Raw genomic sequence first — 17,056 nt, 5'->3', positions numbered from 1 at the left:
TCCCGATTTGCGATATCAACAATATACTTGTCGATAATATATAAATCAATATAATGTTTTTCCGTAAACCGAATGCCCACAGGAAAAGCGGATGCCCGACACTTCCGATATCAGCCTCGACAGGATGCGCGCCACTGCCGGCGAAGTGTCGCTGGTGCTGCGTTCCCTGGGCAACCCGGACCGGCTGCTGCTGCTGTGCCAGTTGAGCCAGGAGGAGCTCAATGTGGGCCAACTGGAAGAGCAACTGGACATCCGCCAGCCCAGCCTGTCGCAACAGCTGGGTGTACTGCGCCGCGAGGGCCTGGTGGCCACCCGCCGCGAGGGCAAACACGTCTACTACCGGATAGCGGACCAGCGGGTGCTGGCACTGCTGCAAACCCTGTATCAACTCTACTGTACGGAGTAACTCCCAGGATGAATATCGACTGGCATGCATTTACCCCCCTGTCCGCACTCGCAGGCGGGGCCCTGATCGGCCTGGCGACGGCGCTGCTGTTATTGCTGAACGGCCGCATCGCCGGCATCTCCGGCATTGTCGGCGGCCTGTTTGAGCGCAGCGCCGGCGAGACCGGCTGGCGCCTGGCATTTGCCTTAGGCCTGCTGGTCGGCCCCGCCCTCTGGGTCCTGTTTGGCGCCCTGCCGCCGATCCGGATAGAGGCCGGCTATCCGCTGCTGCTGGCCGCGGGCCTGCTGGTGGGCCTCGGCACCCGTTACGCCTCCGGCTGCACCAGCGGCCACGGGGTCTGCGGCCTGTCGCGCCTGTCGCCGCGCTCGCTGGCGGCGACCCTGGTATTTATGGGCGGCGGCTTCGCCACCGTCTATGTGGTTCGCCACCTGCTGGGGGTTTGAGACGATGAACAGATCCCACTTCCCAAAGGCCACCGCTTTTGCCGCCGGCCTGGTGTTCGGCCTGGGCCTGCTGCTCTCCGGCATGGCCAACCCGGAAAAGGTGCTCGGTTTCCTCGACCTGGCAGGCGCCTGGGACCCGTCCCTGGGCCTGGTGATGGTCGGTGCCATCGGCGTGGGCCTGCCGGTCTTCTGGTTGGCGAAAAACCGCGACCTGTCACTGATCGGCGAACAGATCCAGTTGCCGACCCGGCGCGATATCGACCGCCCGCTGGTGATCGGCAGCCTGGTGTTCGGTATCGGCTGGGGCCTGGCGGGCTTCTGCCCGGGACCGGCGATAGTGGCCACCGGCGCCGGCGAGTTGAAGGCGATCGTATTTACCTCGGCCATGCTGGCGGGTATGGGTGTTTTCCACCTGCTGAACCGCCGGCGGCTGCGGGCCGCTCATACTGACGGATGCGCCTGACGGTGGATTCGCCCTCCAGATCAGGTAGGGGATTCTCCGTCTATCTTGTCTGAGAGTTTTCCAAAACAGCGACAATGGAACAAAGGCAGGGATGCCGGCCAGACGACTGATTCCCCACTGGTTGAAACACTACCGGCGCCAATGGCTGGCGGGGGATTCGATCGCCGCACTGGTGGCAACCATGATGCTGGTGCCACAGGCACTGGCCTACGCCGCCCTGGCGGGTCTGCCGCCCCATACCGGCCTTTACGCCGGACTGCTGCCACTGCTCGGCTACGCCCTGTTTGGCACCAGCACAGTCCTGTCCGTCGGTCCGGTGGCGGTGCTGGCGCTGATGACGGCGTCGGCGCTGTCTCCCCTGGCGGCCCCGGGAAGCCCGGAATATATCGCCGGCGCGATTCTCCTTGCGGCGCTGAGTGGCGTCTTCCTGTTTGTGATGGGGCTGCTGGGCCTCGGCACCCTGTCCAACCTCCTCAGCCACCCGGTGATCAGCGGTTTTGTCTCCGGCGCCGCCACGCTGATTATCGTCGGCCAGATAGCCCCCCTCTTCGGCATCGACAGCGACGGCGATACGGCGCTGCAACTGCTGGTGAGCACCCTGCGGGAAATCCCCAATGCGAACCGGGCCACCGCAGGGCTGGGGCTGGCGGCTACCCTGGCACTGATCGCCGCACGCCTGTGGTTGACGCCGCTGCTGAAAGTGCTGGGACTGCCTGAAACCGCTGCCCACCTGCTGTCCAGGCTGGCGCCGATGCTGGTGGTGCTCGTGTCCATTGCGCTGACGACGGTATTCCACTGGGAGGAGCAGATGGCCGTGGTGGGTGCGATTCCGCCGGGACTGCCGCAGCTGGGCCTGCCGGGCGTCGACTGGAACCTGGCCTACAGGCTGCTGCTGCCCGCACTGATCATCGCCCTGCTGGGTTTTGTCGAAAGCCTGTCCATCGCCCACGCCATTGCCCTGCGCCGCGGCGAGCGCCTGAATGCGGACGCGGAGCTGCGGGGGTTGGGGGCTGCCAACCTGCTCAGTGCCCTGTCCGGCGGTTTCGCGGTGACCGGCAGCTTTGCCCGCACCGCAATCAACGACGAGGGCGGCGCGGCTTCGCCGATGAGCGGTGTCATAGCCGCGGGGCTGCTGGCGCTGGTGCTGCTGTTTGCCACCGCCCCCTTTTCCGAACTGCCACTGTGTGTACTGGCCGCCACCATCATCGTCGCCGCCGCCAGCCTGGTCGACGTAGATGGCTTCCTGTGCAACTGGCGCTACGACCGCACCGACGGCGTGGCCATGACCGGCACCTTTCTCGGCGTGCTGCTGTTCGGGGTCGAGGCGGGGATCGGTATCGGTATAGGCCTGTCCTTCGCGACCCTGATCTGGCGCACCAGCCGCCCCCATATCGCCGTGGTGGGCCGCGTGCCCGGCACCGAGCACTTCCGCAATGTGCTCAGGCACACGGTCAAGGTACAGCCGGATATCCTCTTCCTGCGCATCGACGAGAACCTGTTTTTCAGCAATATCAGCGCGGTGGAGGACAGGCTGTTGAGCGAGCTCAAGCGCCACCCGCAGATCCGCGAGCTGGTGCTGATACTGTCGTCGGTCAGCCGCATCGACGGCACCGCCCTGGAGCGGCTGCAGCAGGTGAACCGGGATCTGCGCGAGCGGGAAATACGCCTGCACCTGTCGGAGGTGAAGGGGCCGGTGCTGGACCGGCTGGGGCGCTCGCGGTTCCTGGAGGAACTGAGCGGTCGGGTGTTCCTGTCAACCTATATCGCCGAGCTGGCCCTGCGCCGGGACAGGCTGAGCGGCGAGGAGGCCGCGAGCAGCTGACGCAGGTTGGGCTTCGCGGAGCTCAGCCCAACCTGCGCATAGCGCGGCGAACTTGTTCCGACCACCGATATACTGGCAGAATATCCAGTATTTGGGCAGCCAGATCCGATGCAGCGACTCACGGAAGAACAGCAGGCCATCGCCGACCATCCCGGCGGCCATGCCAAGATCATCGCCGTGGCCGGCTCCGGCAAGACCACCGCACTGCTGCACTATGTGAAAAACCGCCTGGACGCCGGCATCGCCGCCGAGCGGATGCTGGTGTTGATGTACAACCGCAGTGCGCGGGAGGACTTCGAGCGGCGCCTGCAACAGCTGGCAGGCGGGCCCGCGCCCGCGGTGCACACTTTCCACAGCCTCGGCTACCGCCTCTACCAGCGCATGATCGCCAAGCGGCACCTCTCGCCGGCCAACCTGACGCCCCTGCCCCAGTCCACCGTACAGCTGCAGATCTGGAAGGCCATCGAAAAGTGCGCGCCGCCCTATGAACTGGAAGAGATACGCACGCGCAAGCAGTCGGAGATAGAGGCGGCGGAATTTTTTATCGACTACACGAAGACGATCCTCACCGGCGACTTCAGTGCCTTCCAGGAACTGAAACTCGGCGACGAGTATATGTATTTCCTGAAGGTATTCCGCACCTTCGAGGACTGGCGCCGCAGCCAGAACGCGGTGACCTACGCGGACCTGATCTACGACCCGGCGATACTGTTCAGCCTGGAGCCGGGTATCGCCGAGCAGTACGGCAGCTACTACGAGGATATCCTGGTGGACGAGTACCAGGATATCAATGAGGTGCAGCACTTCCTGCTGCGGGTGCTCTACGGCAAGTCCGGTAATGTAATCGCCATCGGCGATCCGGACCAGACCATCTACGAGTGGCGCGGCTCCAAGCCCAATTTCCTGCTCAAGTTTTTCGATGGCGATTTTCCACCGTCCAATGTGTATCGCCTGAGCCGCACCTTCCGCTATGGCCACCAGCTGTCCCTGGCTGCGAACCACTTTATCGGCAACAACCGCGAGCGCGCGGATATTTTCTGCGTGTCGGCCAACGGCGAGCAGCACACGGATATCGAGCTGGTGCAGACGGAAAAGGAGAGCCGCTGGCTGGTGGATCACCTTCGCCGGGCACAGCTGCAGGGGCAGCCGCTGGACCGCATCGCGATACTGGTGCGCCTCTGGTCGGTGGCCGCGCCCATCGAACTGGCACTGCTGGCCAACAATATTCCCTACCGCTCCGGCAACCGCAATACGGTGCTGTCGCGGCGAGAACTGCGCCCGCTGTTCTGGAGCCTGAATATCGCCGCTGGCCGTTTCGCCCAACTGCCGGCCAAAAGGCGCGAGCAGGGACTCTACGAGTGGCTGACCGCACCCCATATCCGCATTCCGCGCAAGGTGCTGGAGCCTATCTGCGCGCGACTGGCCCTGCGGGAAAAGGGCTGGGGCAAATATCTGCCGGGACTGGTTCCGGAGTCATTGAGCAAGGCGCAGCTGAAGCGGCTGCGCCAACGCGCCGACCTGCTGACAGAAGTGGAAAACTGGCACGGCCTGGCCGGCGAGCTGCTGCGCCGCCAGTTGGCGGAACTGGACTACCTGAACGGCATCGGTGACGACAGCTTCACCCGCCAGCAGGGGGAGGAGCGCCAGCTGACGATACTGGCCTTCTCCCAGTACCTGGACACCCTCAAGCAGCCGCCCGCCGAGGCGCTGGCGCACCTGCGGGAACTGCAACGCCAGCACCGCGAGGGCGAGCAGACCCGGGCGGACGCGGTGCAGATCACCACCATGCACCAGGCCAAGGGGCTGGAGTGGGACTGGGTGATCATCCCGTCCCTGACCCAATACACCATGCCCTACCAGCCGCAGCGGGATTTCTCCACGCCGGCGTCGATGGAGAGCGAGCGGCGCCTGATGTACGTGGCCATGACCCGCGCGCGCCACCGGCTCTACCTGCTGGCACCACCGGCGCCGTCGAAGGAGAAAAAAATGGAGGTGGAACAGCAGCCGTCGCTGTTTATCGACGAGATGCAGCTGCCCCTGTGCAGGCTGATCGCCGGTGCATTGCGGGAGCGCCCGGCGGAGATAACCAGCTCAGTCCCGGTCACCCGCCAGGCGCTGCACTACCTGGAGGCATGCGACTACAACCCGGAGATCAGCGGTCCGCGCGCGCCGGTGCGCCGGCCGGTCCTGGGCGAGGGAATCCGCCACCGCAAGCTGGGCCACGGGCGGGTGGTCAAGTGGGAGGACGACAGGGTCGAGGTGCTGTTCAGCGACCGGCAGACGCGGCGCTTCGATTGGGAAAAGCTGGAGCAATTCCTGATGTGACAGCGCCGCTAAAAATTCCCGACAGCGCAATGTAGGAGCGGCCGTTGGCCGCGATCGATCTGCGCAGTAGCCTCTGGTATAGCGGCTTCGAGCGGCCCAGCTACCGGCGGTCCTCCGGGAAAAAGCCTCATCGGCAAACATTTCCCGGAGGACCGCCGGTAGCTGGGCCTTACTGTGTGCGAGGCGACCAGCCTGGTGGATTCGGTGAGATCGATCGCGGCCATGGGCCGCTCCTACAGGGGAATGCAATAAATCCGCTGCGGGAATCAGTCCGCAACGCTCTCCACGCCGTGCACAAACTGCTGGCTGACATTGAAATAGAGCGCGTACTCGTCGCCGGATTCCGGGTCGCGCACCTGCATCTTGTCGTAGATGCCGCGCTGGTCGTAGACGATGGACTGTTCCAGCACCTGCAAGCCCTTGAGGCGCACGAAGCCGCGCAGCTCGGAGGTGCTGATAGTCTGGTAGGCGCTGCCCTGGCTGCGGCCGTCGCCGCTGCTCTCGATGGACTCCATCAGTCCCTCAACCATATAGCGGTGCCTGTCCTCCCGATCGAAATCGGCGCTGCGACCGCTGCAGACGACGCCGATCATATGAGCTTCGAGGCTCATGTAATTGTCGGCCAGCACCCGGTCCACATGCTCCAGGCACTCGTCGAATTCGGATTCCTCCACCGAGTTGTAGGCCTCCGCCAGGCCGGTCAGTTTTACCCCACCGTAGGGGTTGTACTCCGGCGACTCGACAAAGGCGCGCCGCAGGGCATCGAAGTCGAGGGTGAACGACAGTTGCTGCGCCTCCGCCAGCAGGCGGCGGTATTCGCTCTCTTCCGGCTGCCGCAATTTCGATTGCGACTCGCCATCGGTTGCCGGCGCGCTGCAGGCGGCGAGGATTGCGGACAGGCCCAGCAGCGCCGTCACGCCTAGATACTTAAGGTTGCGTATTACCATCGGTTGCTTCCGTTACCGGTTTTACCCTGAGGCCGAACAGGCCCTTGCGTTCCTCTTCCACGGGCTCCGCCGCCGGCTGCAAAAAGGCGCGCAGCTTGTCCCGCTCCCACATGGCGTCCTGGTAGCCCAGTTCGACCAGCTCGCCGATGAAAGGTTTCTCGAACAGCAGGTAGCTGGCGGCCGAGGCCCCCCCACCGGAGGTGGTGGCACCGGTGGAGCGGAACAGCCAGCGCAGCGCCGGCGGCAGGAAGCGCACCTTGCGCCCCGCCAGCCGGTCCAGGCTCTGGGAGGGCTCGATCACCGCAGACTCCACCGGGCGCAGCGGCGCCAGGTCGGCGAGGTTCTTGCTGTCCACGGAGTCCAGCAGCAGGTTGACCCTGTCGAGGTGTTCCAGGTCCCCCTCGAGGCTGTCGATAAAGGCGGCGTTGAACAGCTGGCCGGCGATCTGCGCCATGGACGGCGAGTGGCGCGGCGGCTTGGTGCGCTTCTTGCCCCAGTGCACCGGCGAGCGGTTGTCGGACACCCCCACTACGAAAACCCGGTTGGCCCCCAGGTGCAGCGCCGGGCTGATCGGCGCCAGCTGGCGCACGGCGCCGTCGCCGAAGTAGTCGTCGCCGATCTTGACGGTGGAGAAGAGGGTCGGGATGGCCGCGGAGGCCATCAGGTGATCGACGGTCAGTCGGGTGCGCACACCGTAGCGGCGGAAGCGCCGCCACTCGGGCAGCGCCTCGGCGCCCTGGAAGAAACTGACCGATTCCCCCTCGCTGTAGGAGAGGGCGTTGACGCAGACGGCGCGCAGATGCCCCGCATCGATATTCCGCTGGATATTGCCGAACTGGACCATCTCCGTCACCAGTTCCCGCAGCGGTGTATTGTCCAGCAGCGCCAGGGGCTTCTGGCGCCCTATTCCCTGGTTGAACAGGGAGCAGGTGATGGACGCCATGTTGCCCAGCAGGCTGTACCAGCTGGTGCGGTAGATCTGGTCGACTGTCAGCTGCATCCACAGGGCGCAGAGCCGCTCCACCGCCTCCCTGAAAGTACCCGGGTGGGAGGCGAGCAGCAGCGCGTTGACGGCGCCCGCCGAGGTGCCGCAGATGATCTGGAAGGGGTGTGGATTGCTGTCCGGCGTCAGTTCCGCCAGCGCCTTGAGCACCCCGGCCTGGTAGGCCGCACGGGCCCCGCCGCCGGACAGCACCAGGGCACTGGCCTGATGGGTAAGCTTTGGCAATTCGTTATTCGTGGACAATTTTTTCTACCAATAGCGAGAAAACGCAGACAACTTTACTGACAACCAGACTATTGAGAAACCCGATTCCCGGAGTATTTATTGCCGGGGGTATTTAGCATAGCAGCCGGCCGGTGTGTAGGTTGGGGTGAGCCTGGCGAACCCCAACGGGATACCCGCCGCCATGTTGGGGTTCGTACAACTCACCCCAACCTACGCGCATTTCCGAGTCCCGAGTCCCGGAAATCACAGCGCCATATCCACCACATAGCGCCCGATACCGTGCCCCCGGTGCAGCCGCGCGAGAAACTCCGGCGCCTGCTCCAGGGAGATATCCTCGGCGATACGGCCCAACTGCTCGCCGATGTACCAATCGCCGGCGAGCTTCCGCCACACCGACGCCTTCTTCTCCAGCGGCAGCTCGACGCTGTCGACGCCGAGCAGGCTGATACCGCGCAGGATAAAGGGGAACACGTTGGCCTGGAACTGGGCGCCGGAAGCCATGCCGCAGGCGGCGACGCCGCCGCCGTAGGCCAGGGACTTGATCACGTTGAACAGGGTTTCGCCGCCGACTGTATCCACCGCCCAGGCCCACAGCGGCTTGGCCATGGCCTTGCTGGCGAAGGGCGCCAGCGTCTCCCGGTCCAAGACCTTCCAGGCACCCAGGCCGGTCAGGAATTCCGCCGATTCCAGTTTGCCGGTCACCGCCGCCACGCGGAACCCCAATTTGGCCAGCAGCGCCACGGCGATTGAGCCGACGCCACCGGTGGCGCCGGTCACCAGCACCTCACCGTCTTCCGGCTTGGCCCTGGCCTCCAGCAGTTTTTCCACGCAGAGTCCGGCGGTAAGACCGGCAGTACCGAGAATCATCGACTCCCGCGCCGTCAGCCCCTCAGGCAGCGGCAGCGCCCAGTTGGCGGGAATCCTGATGCGCTCGGCGAGACCGCCGGGGGTATTCATGCCCAGATCGTAGCCGGTGACCAGCAACTGGTCGCCCGGGGCGTAGGTGCCGCTCTTGTCCTCTATCACCTTCCCCACCGCGTCTATACCGGGCGTATGCGGATACTCGTTGGTAATGGCGCGGTTGCCGAAGGCGGACAGGGCGTCCTTGTAGTTCAGGGAGGAGTGGCTTACCGCCAGCAGCAACGGGTTGTCCGGCAGGTCTTCCAGGCGCCGTTCTATCACCCGCTGGTCGTACTTGCCCGGGGCCACTTCCTCGACCCAGATAGCGCGAAAGGTTTTATCCATGGCTTTGCTTCCTTTTCCGCAACTGCACCCCTCGGGACTCGAGAAAGAATGATACAGCCTGATGCGAAGGCCCTGATGCCGGTGGCCATTTGGGCAATGTTTGCCGATGAGGCTTTTTCCCAAATGGCCACCGGCAGCAGGGCCGCCCAGGCCTTGCCTACTGGCAACAGGGAAAGGTAGATCCCAACCCTGCCGCCGATGCGCCGGCCGTTCACCAACGACCTCTAGCCACTCAAATCACTGCGCCTGGTGGCGCCAGGCTGTCAGGCGGGAGAAGAGGCGCACCAGTGCGGATTCGACGCCCGACTCGGCGGCGAGGCCGATCTTCCTGGCGATATTCTTCTTTTCCTTGTACTCCACCTGGTAGAGGTCCGCGTCCCGGGCGCAGCTGGTGAGATACTCGTCGGAGGTTTTCAACTCATCCACCAGGTTGAGATCCAGGGCCCGCTGGCCGAACCAGACCTCGCCGGTGGCCACCTTGGCGATATCCAGCTTCGGCCGGTACTCGGCGACGAAGTGCTGGAAGAGCGCGTGAATGTCCTCCAGGTCGCTCTGGAATTTCTCCCGGCCCTCCGGCGTATTCTCGCCGAACATGGTCACGGTGCGCTTGTACTCGCCGGCGGTAAACAGCTCGAAATCCACGTCGTGGCGCTTGAGCAGGCGATTGAAATTCGGCAGCTGCGCCAGCACGCCGATGGAGCCCAGCATCGCAAAGGGCGCCGCCAGAATGCGGTCGGCGACGCAGGCCATCATGTAGCCGCCGCTGGCCGCCACCTTGTCCACGGCAACGGTCAGCTGGATACCGGCGCTGCGCACCCTCGCCAGTTGGCTGGCTGCCAGGCCGTAATTGGCCACCATGCCACCGGGGCTCTCCAGGCACACCACCACCTCGTCGCCGGGTTCGGCCACCTGCAAGACCGCGGTGACCTCCTCGCGCAAATGGGAGAGCGCGCTGGCCTTGAGATCGCCATCGAAATGCATCACATAGATACGCTTGCGCTCGCCCTCCGGCTTCTGCGTCACCAGTGCCGGGGTGTGCTGCTCGCCCGCCTCCGCGTCGGCCTCGCCCTGCTCCGGCACCGGCGTATCGGTGCTCTCCAGGTCGTCGTGCCGGACTTTTTCCTGCGGTTTCTTTTTCAACTCCGCCTTGTGTTTTTTGGCCAGGGCCTTTTCCTGCGCCTTCCTGTCCTTGGCCATCTCCTTTTTGCGCCGGGAAAACTCGTGCTTGTCCATCACTGCCTCGAGCAGGGTTTCCTTGAACTGCTCGTAGCGGTCATTGAGCTTGGTGACACTGATGTGTCCCTGCACCCGGTCTTTCAGGTGCTCACGGTTGGCGACGATAAAACCGATAAGTACCAGCAGGGCGACGACGATGGTTACTACCTTGGCCAGGAAGAGGCCGTATTCACTGAGAAATTCCACTAAGACTCCAGATTGCTGCCTTGCAATGCAAATTTACAGCGGACTCAACCCCGATGGGTTAAGGGCTTCGATCGGCGCCGCTGCCGGTGCCCTCCGGCAAAAAGCCTCATCGGCAAATATTTCCCGGAGGGCCACCGGCAGCGGCGCCTTGCTTGTGCTAACCGATTAGTTCACTGCCATTCGTTCAATGCCGAACTGGCCTGCTGATTGAGCGGTCGCGCCAGCAGGCCATTGTGGGTGATGCGTACCTCGTAGACGGCGCCGTCTTCCATTGGCAGGAAGGTGGCGCTGCCGTAGACGGCATCCACAAACGGCAGTTTTTTATCGATGCCGCGCAGCGACTGCCAGAGGTCCACACCGTAATTGCTGCCCACCAGTTGGTGCACCGAGCGCTCCCTGGTGCGCTCGTCCTGCAGAGTAAGATAGCGGCCGCTGAGGCGGTCCAGGCGGTAGGCGGGCTGGATTCCCCAGCGCGCCAGCGGGCCCTTCCACTTCAACATGCGTGCGTCCAGCTGCCACTGGTCACCGTGCAGTTCGAATTGCCGCGCCAGGCCGTCTTCGTCGGAAAACCTGGCCTCGTACAGCTGCTCACCGACTTTTTTGAAGGACACGGTGCCAACGCTGTGCTCCTCCGCCAGGTTCCGGTAGCTGTATACATCCGCCGCCACCAGAACGATCAGCAGTGCCGCGCCGAGAAACAGCAGGCCGACAGTGCCGCGGATAAACCCGAGAACCCAGCTGCCGCCCAGTAATACTTTGCTCCCCCAGAACACCAGCAGCAGTGCCAGGATGGCAATCAAAAATGTTATGGCGATATACATGTTTTTATCCCGCTCCGTTTCCGTATTGGTCTAACGGCTGTTTTTGTCCGCAGCTATTTGCGCAAAAGTGCGGACCAGCTGCCCGGACAGCGTCTGCGGCGGCGGCAGTTCGGGCAGTGCACCGTAGTGGAACCACTCCGCCTCGGCGATCTCCTCCCGGTCGGGGTCCAGGTCGCCACCCGCCCACTCCGCCAGGTAGCCCAGCATCAGCTGGCCGGGAAAAGGCCAGGACTGGCTGCCGATATAGCGGCTCTCGCCGACTTCCAGGCCCACCTCCTCGCGCACCTCCCGCGCCAGCGCCTGCTCGGCATTTTCACCCGGCTCGATAAAACCGGCCAGGGCCGTGTACTTCGAGTAGCGATTCCCGGTGTGGCGGGCCAGCAGGCACTCCTCGCCGCGGGTGACCAGCATGATGACACAGGGGGAGATACGCGGGTATACCGCAAACTGGCAGGCGGGGCAGACACGCGCGCGGTCGCTGGGGTGGTATTCGGTCGCACCGCCGCAGCGGCCGCAGAAGCGGTGGTCGCTGTCCCAGTCGACCACCTGCACGGCGCGCCCGGCGAGGGCGAAGTGCAGCTCGTCGACCCTTCCCAGCAGGCTGCGCAGGTTGCGCCACTCGCAGCCGGCGATGTCTATCTGCCGGGAGAGCAGGTGCACGCCGCAGGGTCGGCCCTCCAGGTCTCCCAGGTAATGACTGCAACTGACCAGCTCTTCCCGCAACAGGCCACCTTCGTGCAGAAACCCGTCGCCACAGCAGAGAAGCTGCCCCTCAGCTATCAGTATGTGCCGGGCGTGCGTCGGCAGGGGCTGGACACTGGCGGCGGGGATGAAGATAGCGCTCACTGCGGCCTTCCTATAAAACTCGTGCTGTCGATCAGGCCACCTCGACCGGATAGCCGAGCGCATCGAGACTCTCCACCGCCAGGTTCAGGGACTGTATGTCCGCATTGCGGTGCAGCTTCACCTCGCCGAGGTAGTATTCCAGGCTGATGATCGCATCGGCGAAGATATCCAGGGACTGCTCTATCGCCGGCGCAGCGTCGCGCTGCTCCATCACCGTCTCGACAAAATCCACCAGCCGCTCCACCACCGCGGCGGCGCGGCGCAGGTTGAGCACCACCAGGCCACCGCGCACAGAATTCAATGTGGTAGAAACGTTGCGGATATGGCCGTGGTCGAAGCCCGACTCGGCGTAGGAAGCCAGGGCGCGCTTGATCAGCGACAGGCCGGCCTCCGCCTCCTTCAGCACCGCCACCTCGGCCTCCGCCAGTTGGCTGTGCTCCAGGGCAATATCCGCGTGGCCGTATTCGTCCACATCGATACAGGAGCTCTGGCGCAGGGCGCGGATGGTGCTGTCCACCATCAGCACCTGGCCGGTCAGCTTCTGCAGCGCGGCCTCGGCGACGGAGCCGCCGGCGGAGGCACTGCTGCGGTACTCCTGCACCGCGCTGCTCAAACCGTCGCCGATCCGTTTGAAGTTCAGCAGCCGCAGGGTGCTGGCGATGCGCTGCAGGGTGTCGACCAGGCCATCGTCGCCTTCCAGGTCCGAGGCCCCGATCATCTCCACGTCGTCGAGCATGCGACGTACCCCGGAGAGCTCCTCATCCAGGGCGCTGGCCACGGCGCTGATCGCGGTGGCCCCGGGCCCGCCGAGGCTGGCCCGCTCGCGCTCCAGTTCCGCCTCGCTGTAGCCGAGGGACGTCGCGGCAAAGGCTTCCAGCATTTTCGCCCCCTGGCCGCTGGGTGCCGACAGTGCCAGCCAGTAGAGGCACTCCTTCAGCAGCACCGGCGGCGCCGGCTGGTCCAGCGCCGCGTCGCCCTCCCGCTGTAGCGCCCGCAGGCGCCGGTCGAACATGCTGAACACCATGACCCGCGAGCGGTTGATATGCATCTCCCGCGACGCCATGCCGCCCAGGGCCGCACCGGCCACCGCCCACAGCTTGCCGTTGGGGCGACCGGCGGAAATGCTGGCGACCCGCTGCAGGGCGCGCGCCATCATGGTGTAGGCGGGCTTGGCCGGCTTGCCCTTCAGCAGGGCCAGCAGCCCCACCTGGTACATATGGCGGAAGCGTCGCACGAAGTTGCGCAGGTCCTCGGACATCACCGCCGAGGAGACGGCGCCCGGCACATTGGCGTCCAGGCGGCAGCGGAAGAAATGGCTCTCCGGAACCGGCGGCTGCGAGCGCGCCGCACGCAGGTTGTTGATATAGGGGATCAGCAGTTCGGGACGCGCGGTGCCGCGGTTCTGCACGAAATCGAGATAGCGGGTCACCACGTAGAAACCGGTACCCAGCCCCTCCATCAGGTCGCCCGCCGCCTCCTGGCGTCCCGCCTGAATATCGGCCAGGGCGCTCAGCATTTCCTGGGCCAGCAGTTCCCCCGCGTGCAGCTGTACCATCTGCAGGACACCACTGACTTGGCGCAATGCGGCAAGGCACTGCTCCAGCGACTGTTTGTTGTTGTGATCCACCGCGAACTGGTCCAGGTGAGCCGCGGCGGCATCCACCGCCGCCACCAGCTCGTCCTTGACCACATTGACAGAAGTTATGTTGATATCGCGCAATTCAGTCACTGACTACACCGCTGCACTCTTATTAATCGTCATTGATTGTCTATTCGTTGTACAAATTTCCCGGGCAAGGGCAATTTGGCCGGGAAAAAGGCAATTTATACCAAACCCGCAAAGAGTCCACCTTTCCGCCGGTATTTTCCACCGAACAATCGACAAAACGGCCCGGCGAAGCCGGCAATTGGTAAAACCACTTGAATTTTGCTGCAAACTGGGTAGCGTTGGGGCGACAGCCGCACAGCCCCTACTTGAGGGTTGCGCGCTGCGCCAGGTGCGGACACTGCCGCTATCCGGCAACCTGCAAGGCACCGGGCAAAGCTCCGGGAGGTGAGCCCCAGTGCCGGCCAGGACCTTACGGTCAACGAAGGAAGTAATAATGAACACCTACAACAATGCGCTCACCGCTTCCGGCAGCGGCTTCAGCCGCGCCTTTACCGACAACTTTCTGGGGGAGGCGCCCGACTGGTACAAAGTCACCATCGCCGCATTCTTGATCATCAACCCGCTACTCCTCTATGTCAGCGGCCCCTTTGTCACCGGCTGGGTCCTGATAGCCGAGTTTATCTTCACCCTGGCCATGGCCCTCAAATGCTACCCGCTGCAGCCGGGAGGCCTGCTGGCCATCGAGGCGGTACTGCTGGGCATGACCAGTACCGATGCCGTATACCACGAGGTGACCGAAAACTTCGAAGTGATCCTGCTGCTGATGTTTATGGTGGCCGGCATCTACTTTATGAAGAGCCTGCTGCTGTTCGTCTTCACCAAGATCCTGATCCACGTCAATTCCAAGACGATGCTTTCGCTGCTCTTCAGCGCCGTGGCCGCGGTGCTGTCGGCGTTTCTCGACGCGCTGACCGTGACTGCGGTACTGATTGCGGTTGCCGTGGGGTTCTATTCGGTCTATCACCGGGTGGCCTCCAACCAGCCACACCATCACCATGAACACGATCACTCCAACGACGATCACGTGGTCGAGTACCACCGCGAGGACCTGGACCAGTTCCGCGCCTACCTGCGCAGCCTGATCATGCACGGCGCCGTGGGCACCGCCCTCGGTGGCGTCTGCACCCTGGTGGGTGAGCCGCAGAACCTGCTGATCGCGGAGAAAGCCGGCTGGGAATTTGTGCAGTTCTTCCTGAACATGGCCCCGGTTACGATACCCACTTTCTTCGCCGGCCTCGCCACCTGTGTACTCCTGGAAAAGACCGGCATCTGCGGTTACGGTGCCAAACTGCCCAGCGCAGTGCGCGAAGTGCTGATGAACTTCTCCCGGGAAGAGGAAAAAAAGCGCACACCGGGCGATATCGCAGAACTCTGGATACAGGGCATCGTGGCAGTGCTACTGGTGCTGGCGCTGGCATTTCATGTCGCCGAGGTGGGCATTATCGGCCTGATGATCATCGTGCTGCTGACCGCCTTTAACGGCGTGGTGCAAGAGGCCCGCATCGGCCACGCCTTCGAGGAGGCGCTGCCGTTTACCGCACTGCTGGTGGTTTTCTTCGCCATAGTCGCAGTGATTCACCAGCAGCACCTGTTCGAGCCGGTCACCCACTTCGTGCTGGGACTCGAGCCCTCGCAGCAACCGGGTATGCTGTTCCTTGCCAACGGCATTCTGTCGATGATCAGCGACAATGTGTTCGTGGCCACCGTGTATATCAACGAGGTGAAGGCCGCGCTCACCGCCGGCGAAATCACCCGCGAGCATTTCGACAAGCTGGCCATCGCGATCAACACCGGCACCAACCTGCCGAGCGTGGCGACCCCCAACGGCCAGGCTGCCTTCCTGTTCCTGCTGACCTCGGCCCTGGCGCCACTGATTCGCCTGTCTTACGGCCGCATGGTATTGATGGCCCTGCCCTATACGGTGGTGCTCAGTGCGGTGGCGCTGGTCTGTGTGATTTACGCGATTTGATCAATAGGGACTGGGGAACAGCATGTAGATTGGGTGAGCTTTGCGACCAATTTGCCGGGAGCAAATTGGGACGCCGCAGGCCCCGAAGGGCGAGCGCCATGGATGGCGCGAGTCAACCCCGGCACGGCCCCGGCCCGCTGGGCTTCGCTACGCTCAGCCCAACCTGCGACAAAAATGCGGAATCGATTGGATTCCGCATTTTTTACCAGAAGTGCTTGCCTGCAGACTTCTCCAACAGCGCCAGCATCGACTGATGCGCCTCCATCTCTTCCGCACTGGCCTGCAGTACTGACAAGGGCGCGCGATCCGCGGCCAGCCGGCGTATGGCACCGGGCGTGACGTCGCGCCGCTCGCCGCCCTCCTCCTCATCTGATTGCTGATCGCCGCCCTGGGCCAGCACCAGATCCGTCTGGCCGCCGGTCATCATCAGGTAGACGTCGGCGAGGATCTCCGCATCCAGCAGGGCGCCGTGCAGGTCCCGCTGTGAGTTGTCGACGAAGTAGCGCTTGCACAGCGCGTCCAGGTTGTTCTTTTGCCCCGGGTGCTTTTCCCGCGCCAGTGCCAGGGTGTCCAGCACGCTGCAATGCGCGGCGACACTCTGCCAGCGGGGGTTGCCCAGCAGTTTCAGCTCCCAGTTGATAAAGCCGACGTCGAAGGGCGCATTGTGAATGACCAGCTCCGCGCCCTCACAAAAAGCCATGAAGTCATCGGCTATCTGCGCGAAGACCGGCTTGTCCACCAGGAATTCGTTGGTGATGCCGTGGACTTCGATAGCGCCGTCGTCCACTTGCCGCTCGGGATTGATGTACTGGTGGTAGTGGCGCCCGGTGAGCTTGCGGTTGACCAGCTCGACACAGCCGATTTCAATGATGCGGTGCCCGGATTTCGGATCCAGGCCGGTGGTTTCGGTATCCAGAACTACCTGACGCATTCCCAACTCCCCCTCAAGTCTTCATCTCGTCTATGCCGCGGTTGGCCAGCTGGTCGGCCCGCTCGTTGCCCGGGTGGCCGGCGTGACCCTTGACCCAGTGCCAGTGCACATCGTGATTGGCGATGCGCTCGTCCAGTGCGCGCCACAGATCGGCATTTTTCACCGGTTTCTTGTTCGCGGTTTTCCAGCCGTTCCTCTTCCAGTTGTTGATCCAACCGGTAATTCCCTGGCGCAGGTACTGGGAATCGGTATGCAGATCGACGCGACAGGGCTGCTTGAGCGCACCCAGTGCCTCGATGGCGGCCAGCAACTCCATACGGTTGTTGGTGGTATGGGCCTCACCGCCGTAGATTTCTTTTTCCGCATCGCCGTGTATCAGCAGTGCACCCCAGCCCCCGGGGCCCGGATTTCCGCGGCAGGCGCCATCGGTATAAATGGTTACTTGTTTCAATTTGAAAGCTTTTATCGCTGGATTTTTTGACAGGGCGTCAGCTAACGGCCACCTCTATAATCTACTGC

At 63.6% G+C, this 17,056-nt stretch carries 15 protein-coding genes; 6 read left to right on the top strand and 9 right to left on the bottom strand.

Annotated features, from left to right (window positions below; translation table 11 throughout):
- Positions 1-91: 91 nt before the first annotated feature.
- The 5 genes from AC6R19_RS10465 to AC6R19_RS10445 all read left to right on the top strand — a co-directional run bounded on the left by AC6R19_RS10465 (position 92) and on the right by AC6R19_RS10445 (position 5,459).
- Complete coding sequence (locus AC6R19_RS10465) at positions 92-406, top strand: ArsR/SmtB family transcription factor (RefSeq protein WP_500579767.1); 315 nt, start codon at positions 92-94, stop codon at positions 404-406.
- An 8-nt stretch (positions 407-414) separates the two neighbouring features.
- On the top strand, positions 415-849 hold the full coding sequence (locus AC6R19_RS10460; protein ID WP_500579766.1) for a YeeE/YedE family protein: 435 nt from the start codon (positions 415-417) through the stop codon (positions 847-849).
- A 4-nt stretch (positions 850-853) separates the two neighbouring features.
- The gene (locus AC6R19_RS10455; protein ID WP_500579765.1) at positions 854-1,312 is read left to right on the top strand and encodes a DUF6691 family protein; all 459 of its coding nucleotides are present in this window, start codon (positions 854-856) and stop codon (positions 1,310-1,312) included.
- A gap of 91 nt (positions 1,313-1,403) precedes the next feature.
- Positions 1,404-3,134, top strand: a complete 1,731-nt coding sequence (locus tag AC6R19_RS10450) for a SulP family inorganic anion transporter (protein ID WP_500579764.1) — start codon at positions 1,404-1,406, stop codon at positions 3,132-3,134.
- Between the two features lie 108 nt (positions 3,135-3,242).
- The gene (locus AC6R19_RS10445; RefSeq protein ID WP_500579763.1) at positions 3,243-5,459 is read left to right on the top strand and encodes an ATP-dependent helicase; all 2,217 of its coding nucleotides are present in this window, start codon (positions 3,243-3,245) and stop codon (positions 5,457-5,459) included.
- A 266-nt stretch (positions 5,460-5,725) separates the two neighbouring features.
- Here AC6R19_RS10445 and AC6R19_RS10440 read toward each other — a convergent pair whose 3' ends face one another.
- From AC6R19_RS10440 to AC6R19_RS10410, 7 genes are all read right to left on the bottom strand, one after another.
- Complete coding sequence (locus tag AC6R19_RS10440) at positions 5,726-6,406, bottom strand: DUF4919 domain-containing protein (protein ID WP_500579762.1); 681 nt, start codon at positions 6,404-6,406, stop codon at positions 5,726-5,728.
- Positions 6,387-7,634 (bottom strand): patatin-like phospholipase family protein, encoded by a 1,248-nt coding sequence (locus AC6R19_RS10435; protein WP_500579761.1) that lies wholly within the window; start codon positions 7,632-7,634, stop codon positions 6,387-6,389. The genes AC6R19_RS10440 and AC6R19_RS10435 overlap by 20 nt, the downstream gene beginning before the upstream one ends.
- Positions 7,635-7,877: 243 nt before the next feature.
- On the bottom strand, positions 7,878-8,879 hold the full coding sequence (locus AC6R19_RS10430) for a YhdH/YhfP family quinone oxidoreductase (RefSeq protein ID WP_500579760.1): 1,002 nt from the start codon (positions 8,877-8,879) through the stop codon (positions 7,878-7,880).
- A gap of 237 nt (positions 8,880-9,116) precedes the next feature.
- Entirely contained in the window at positions 9,117-10,301 is a 1,185-nt protein-coding gene (gene sohB, locus AC6R19_RS10425; protein ID WP_500579759.1) for a protease SohB, read from the bottom strand.
- Positions 10,302-10,471: 170 nt separating this feature from the next.
- Positions 10,472-11,122, bottom strand: coding sequence for a cation/multidrug efflux pump (locus AC6R19_RS10420; protein ID WP_500579758.1), 651 nt, complete (start codon positions 11,120-11,122; stop codon positions 10,472-10,474).
- 30 nt (positions 11,123-11,152) lie between these two features.
- On the bottom strand, positions 11,153-11,968 hold the full coding sequence (nudC, locus tag AC6R19_RS10415; protein ID WP_500579757.1) for an NAD(+) diphosphatase: 816 nt from the start codon (positions 11,966-11,968) through the stop codon (positions 11,153-11,155).
- A 31-nt stretch (positions 11,969-11,999) separates the two neighbouring features.
- Positions 12,000-13,697 carry a FimL-related protein gene (locus AC6R19_RS10410; protein WP_500579756.1) on the bottom strand — a complete coding sequence of 566 codons (1,698 nt, stop codon included), beginning with the start codon at positions 13,695-13,697 and terminating at the stop codon, positions 12,000-12,002.
- Positions 13,698-14,070: 373 nt separating this feature from the next.
- On the opposite strand from AC6R19_RS10410, the gene nhaB reads away from it, so the two are divergent.
- Complete coding sequence (gene nhaB, locus AC6R19_RS10405) at positions 14,071-15,606, top strand: sodium/proton antiporter NhaB (RefSeq protein ID WP_500579755.1); 1,536 nt, start codon at positions 14,071-14,073, stop codon at positions 15,604-15,606.
- A 202-nt stretch (positions 15,607-15,808) separates the two neighbouring features.
- On the opposite strand, the gene dnaQ is transcribed toward nhaB, so the two are convergent.
- Together dnaQ and rnhA are read right to left on the bottom strand one after the other, a co-directional pair.
- Complete coding sequence (dnaQ, locus tag AC6R19_RS10400; RefSeq protein ID WP_500579754.1) at positions 15,809-16,537, bottom strand: DNA polymerase III subunit epsilon; 729 nt, start codon at positions 16,535-16,537, stop codon at positions 15,809-15,811.
- Between the two features lie 13 nt (positions 16,538-16,550).
- Positions 16,551-16,988: a ribonuclease HI gene (gene rnhA / locus AC6R19_RS10395; RefSeq protein ID WP_500579753.1), complete on the bottom strand. Its 438-nt coding sequence runs from the start codon at positions 16,986-16,988 to the stop codon at positions 16,551-16,553.
- Between the last annotated feature and the right edge of the window lie 68 nt (positions 16,989-17,056).

It is taken from the genome of Microbulbifer sp. SE14 (assembly GCF_059834885.1).
Note: the sequence above shows the minus strand (reverse complement) of the source record. Positions and strands in the feature narration are given on the sequence as shown.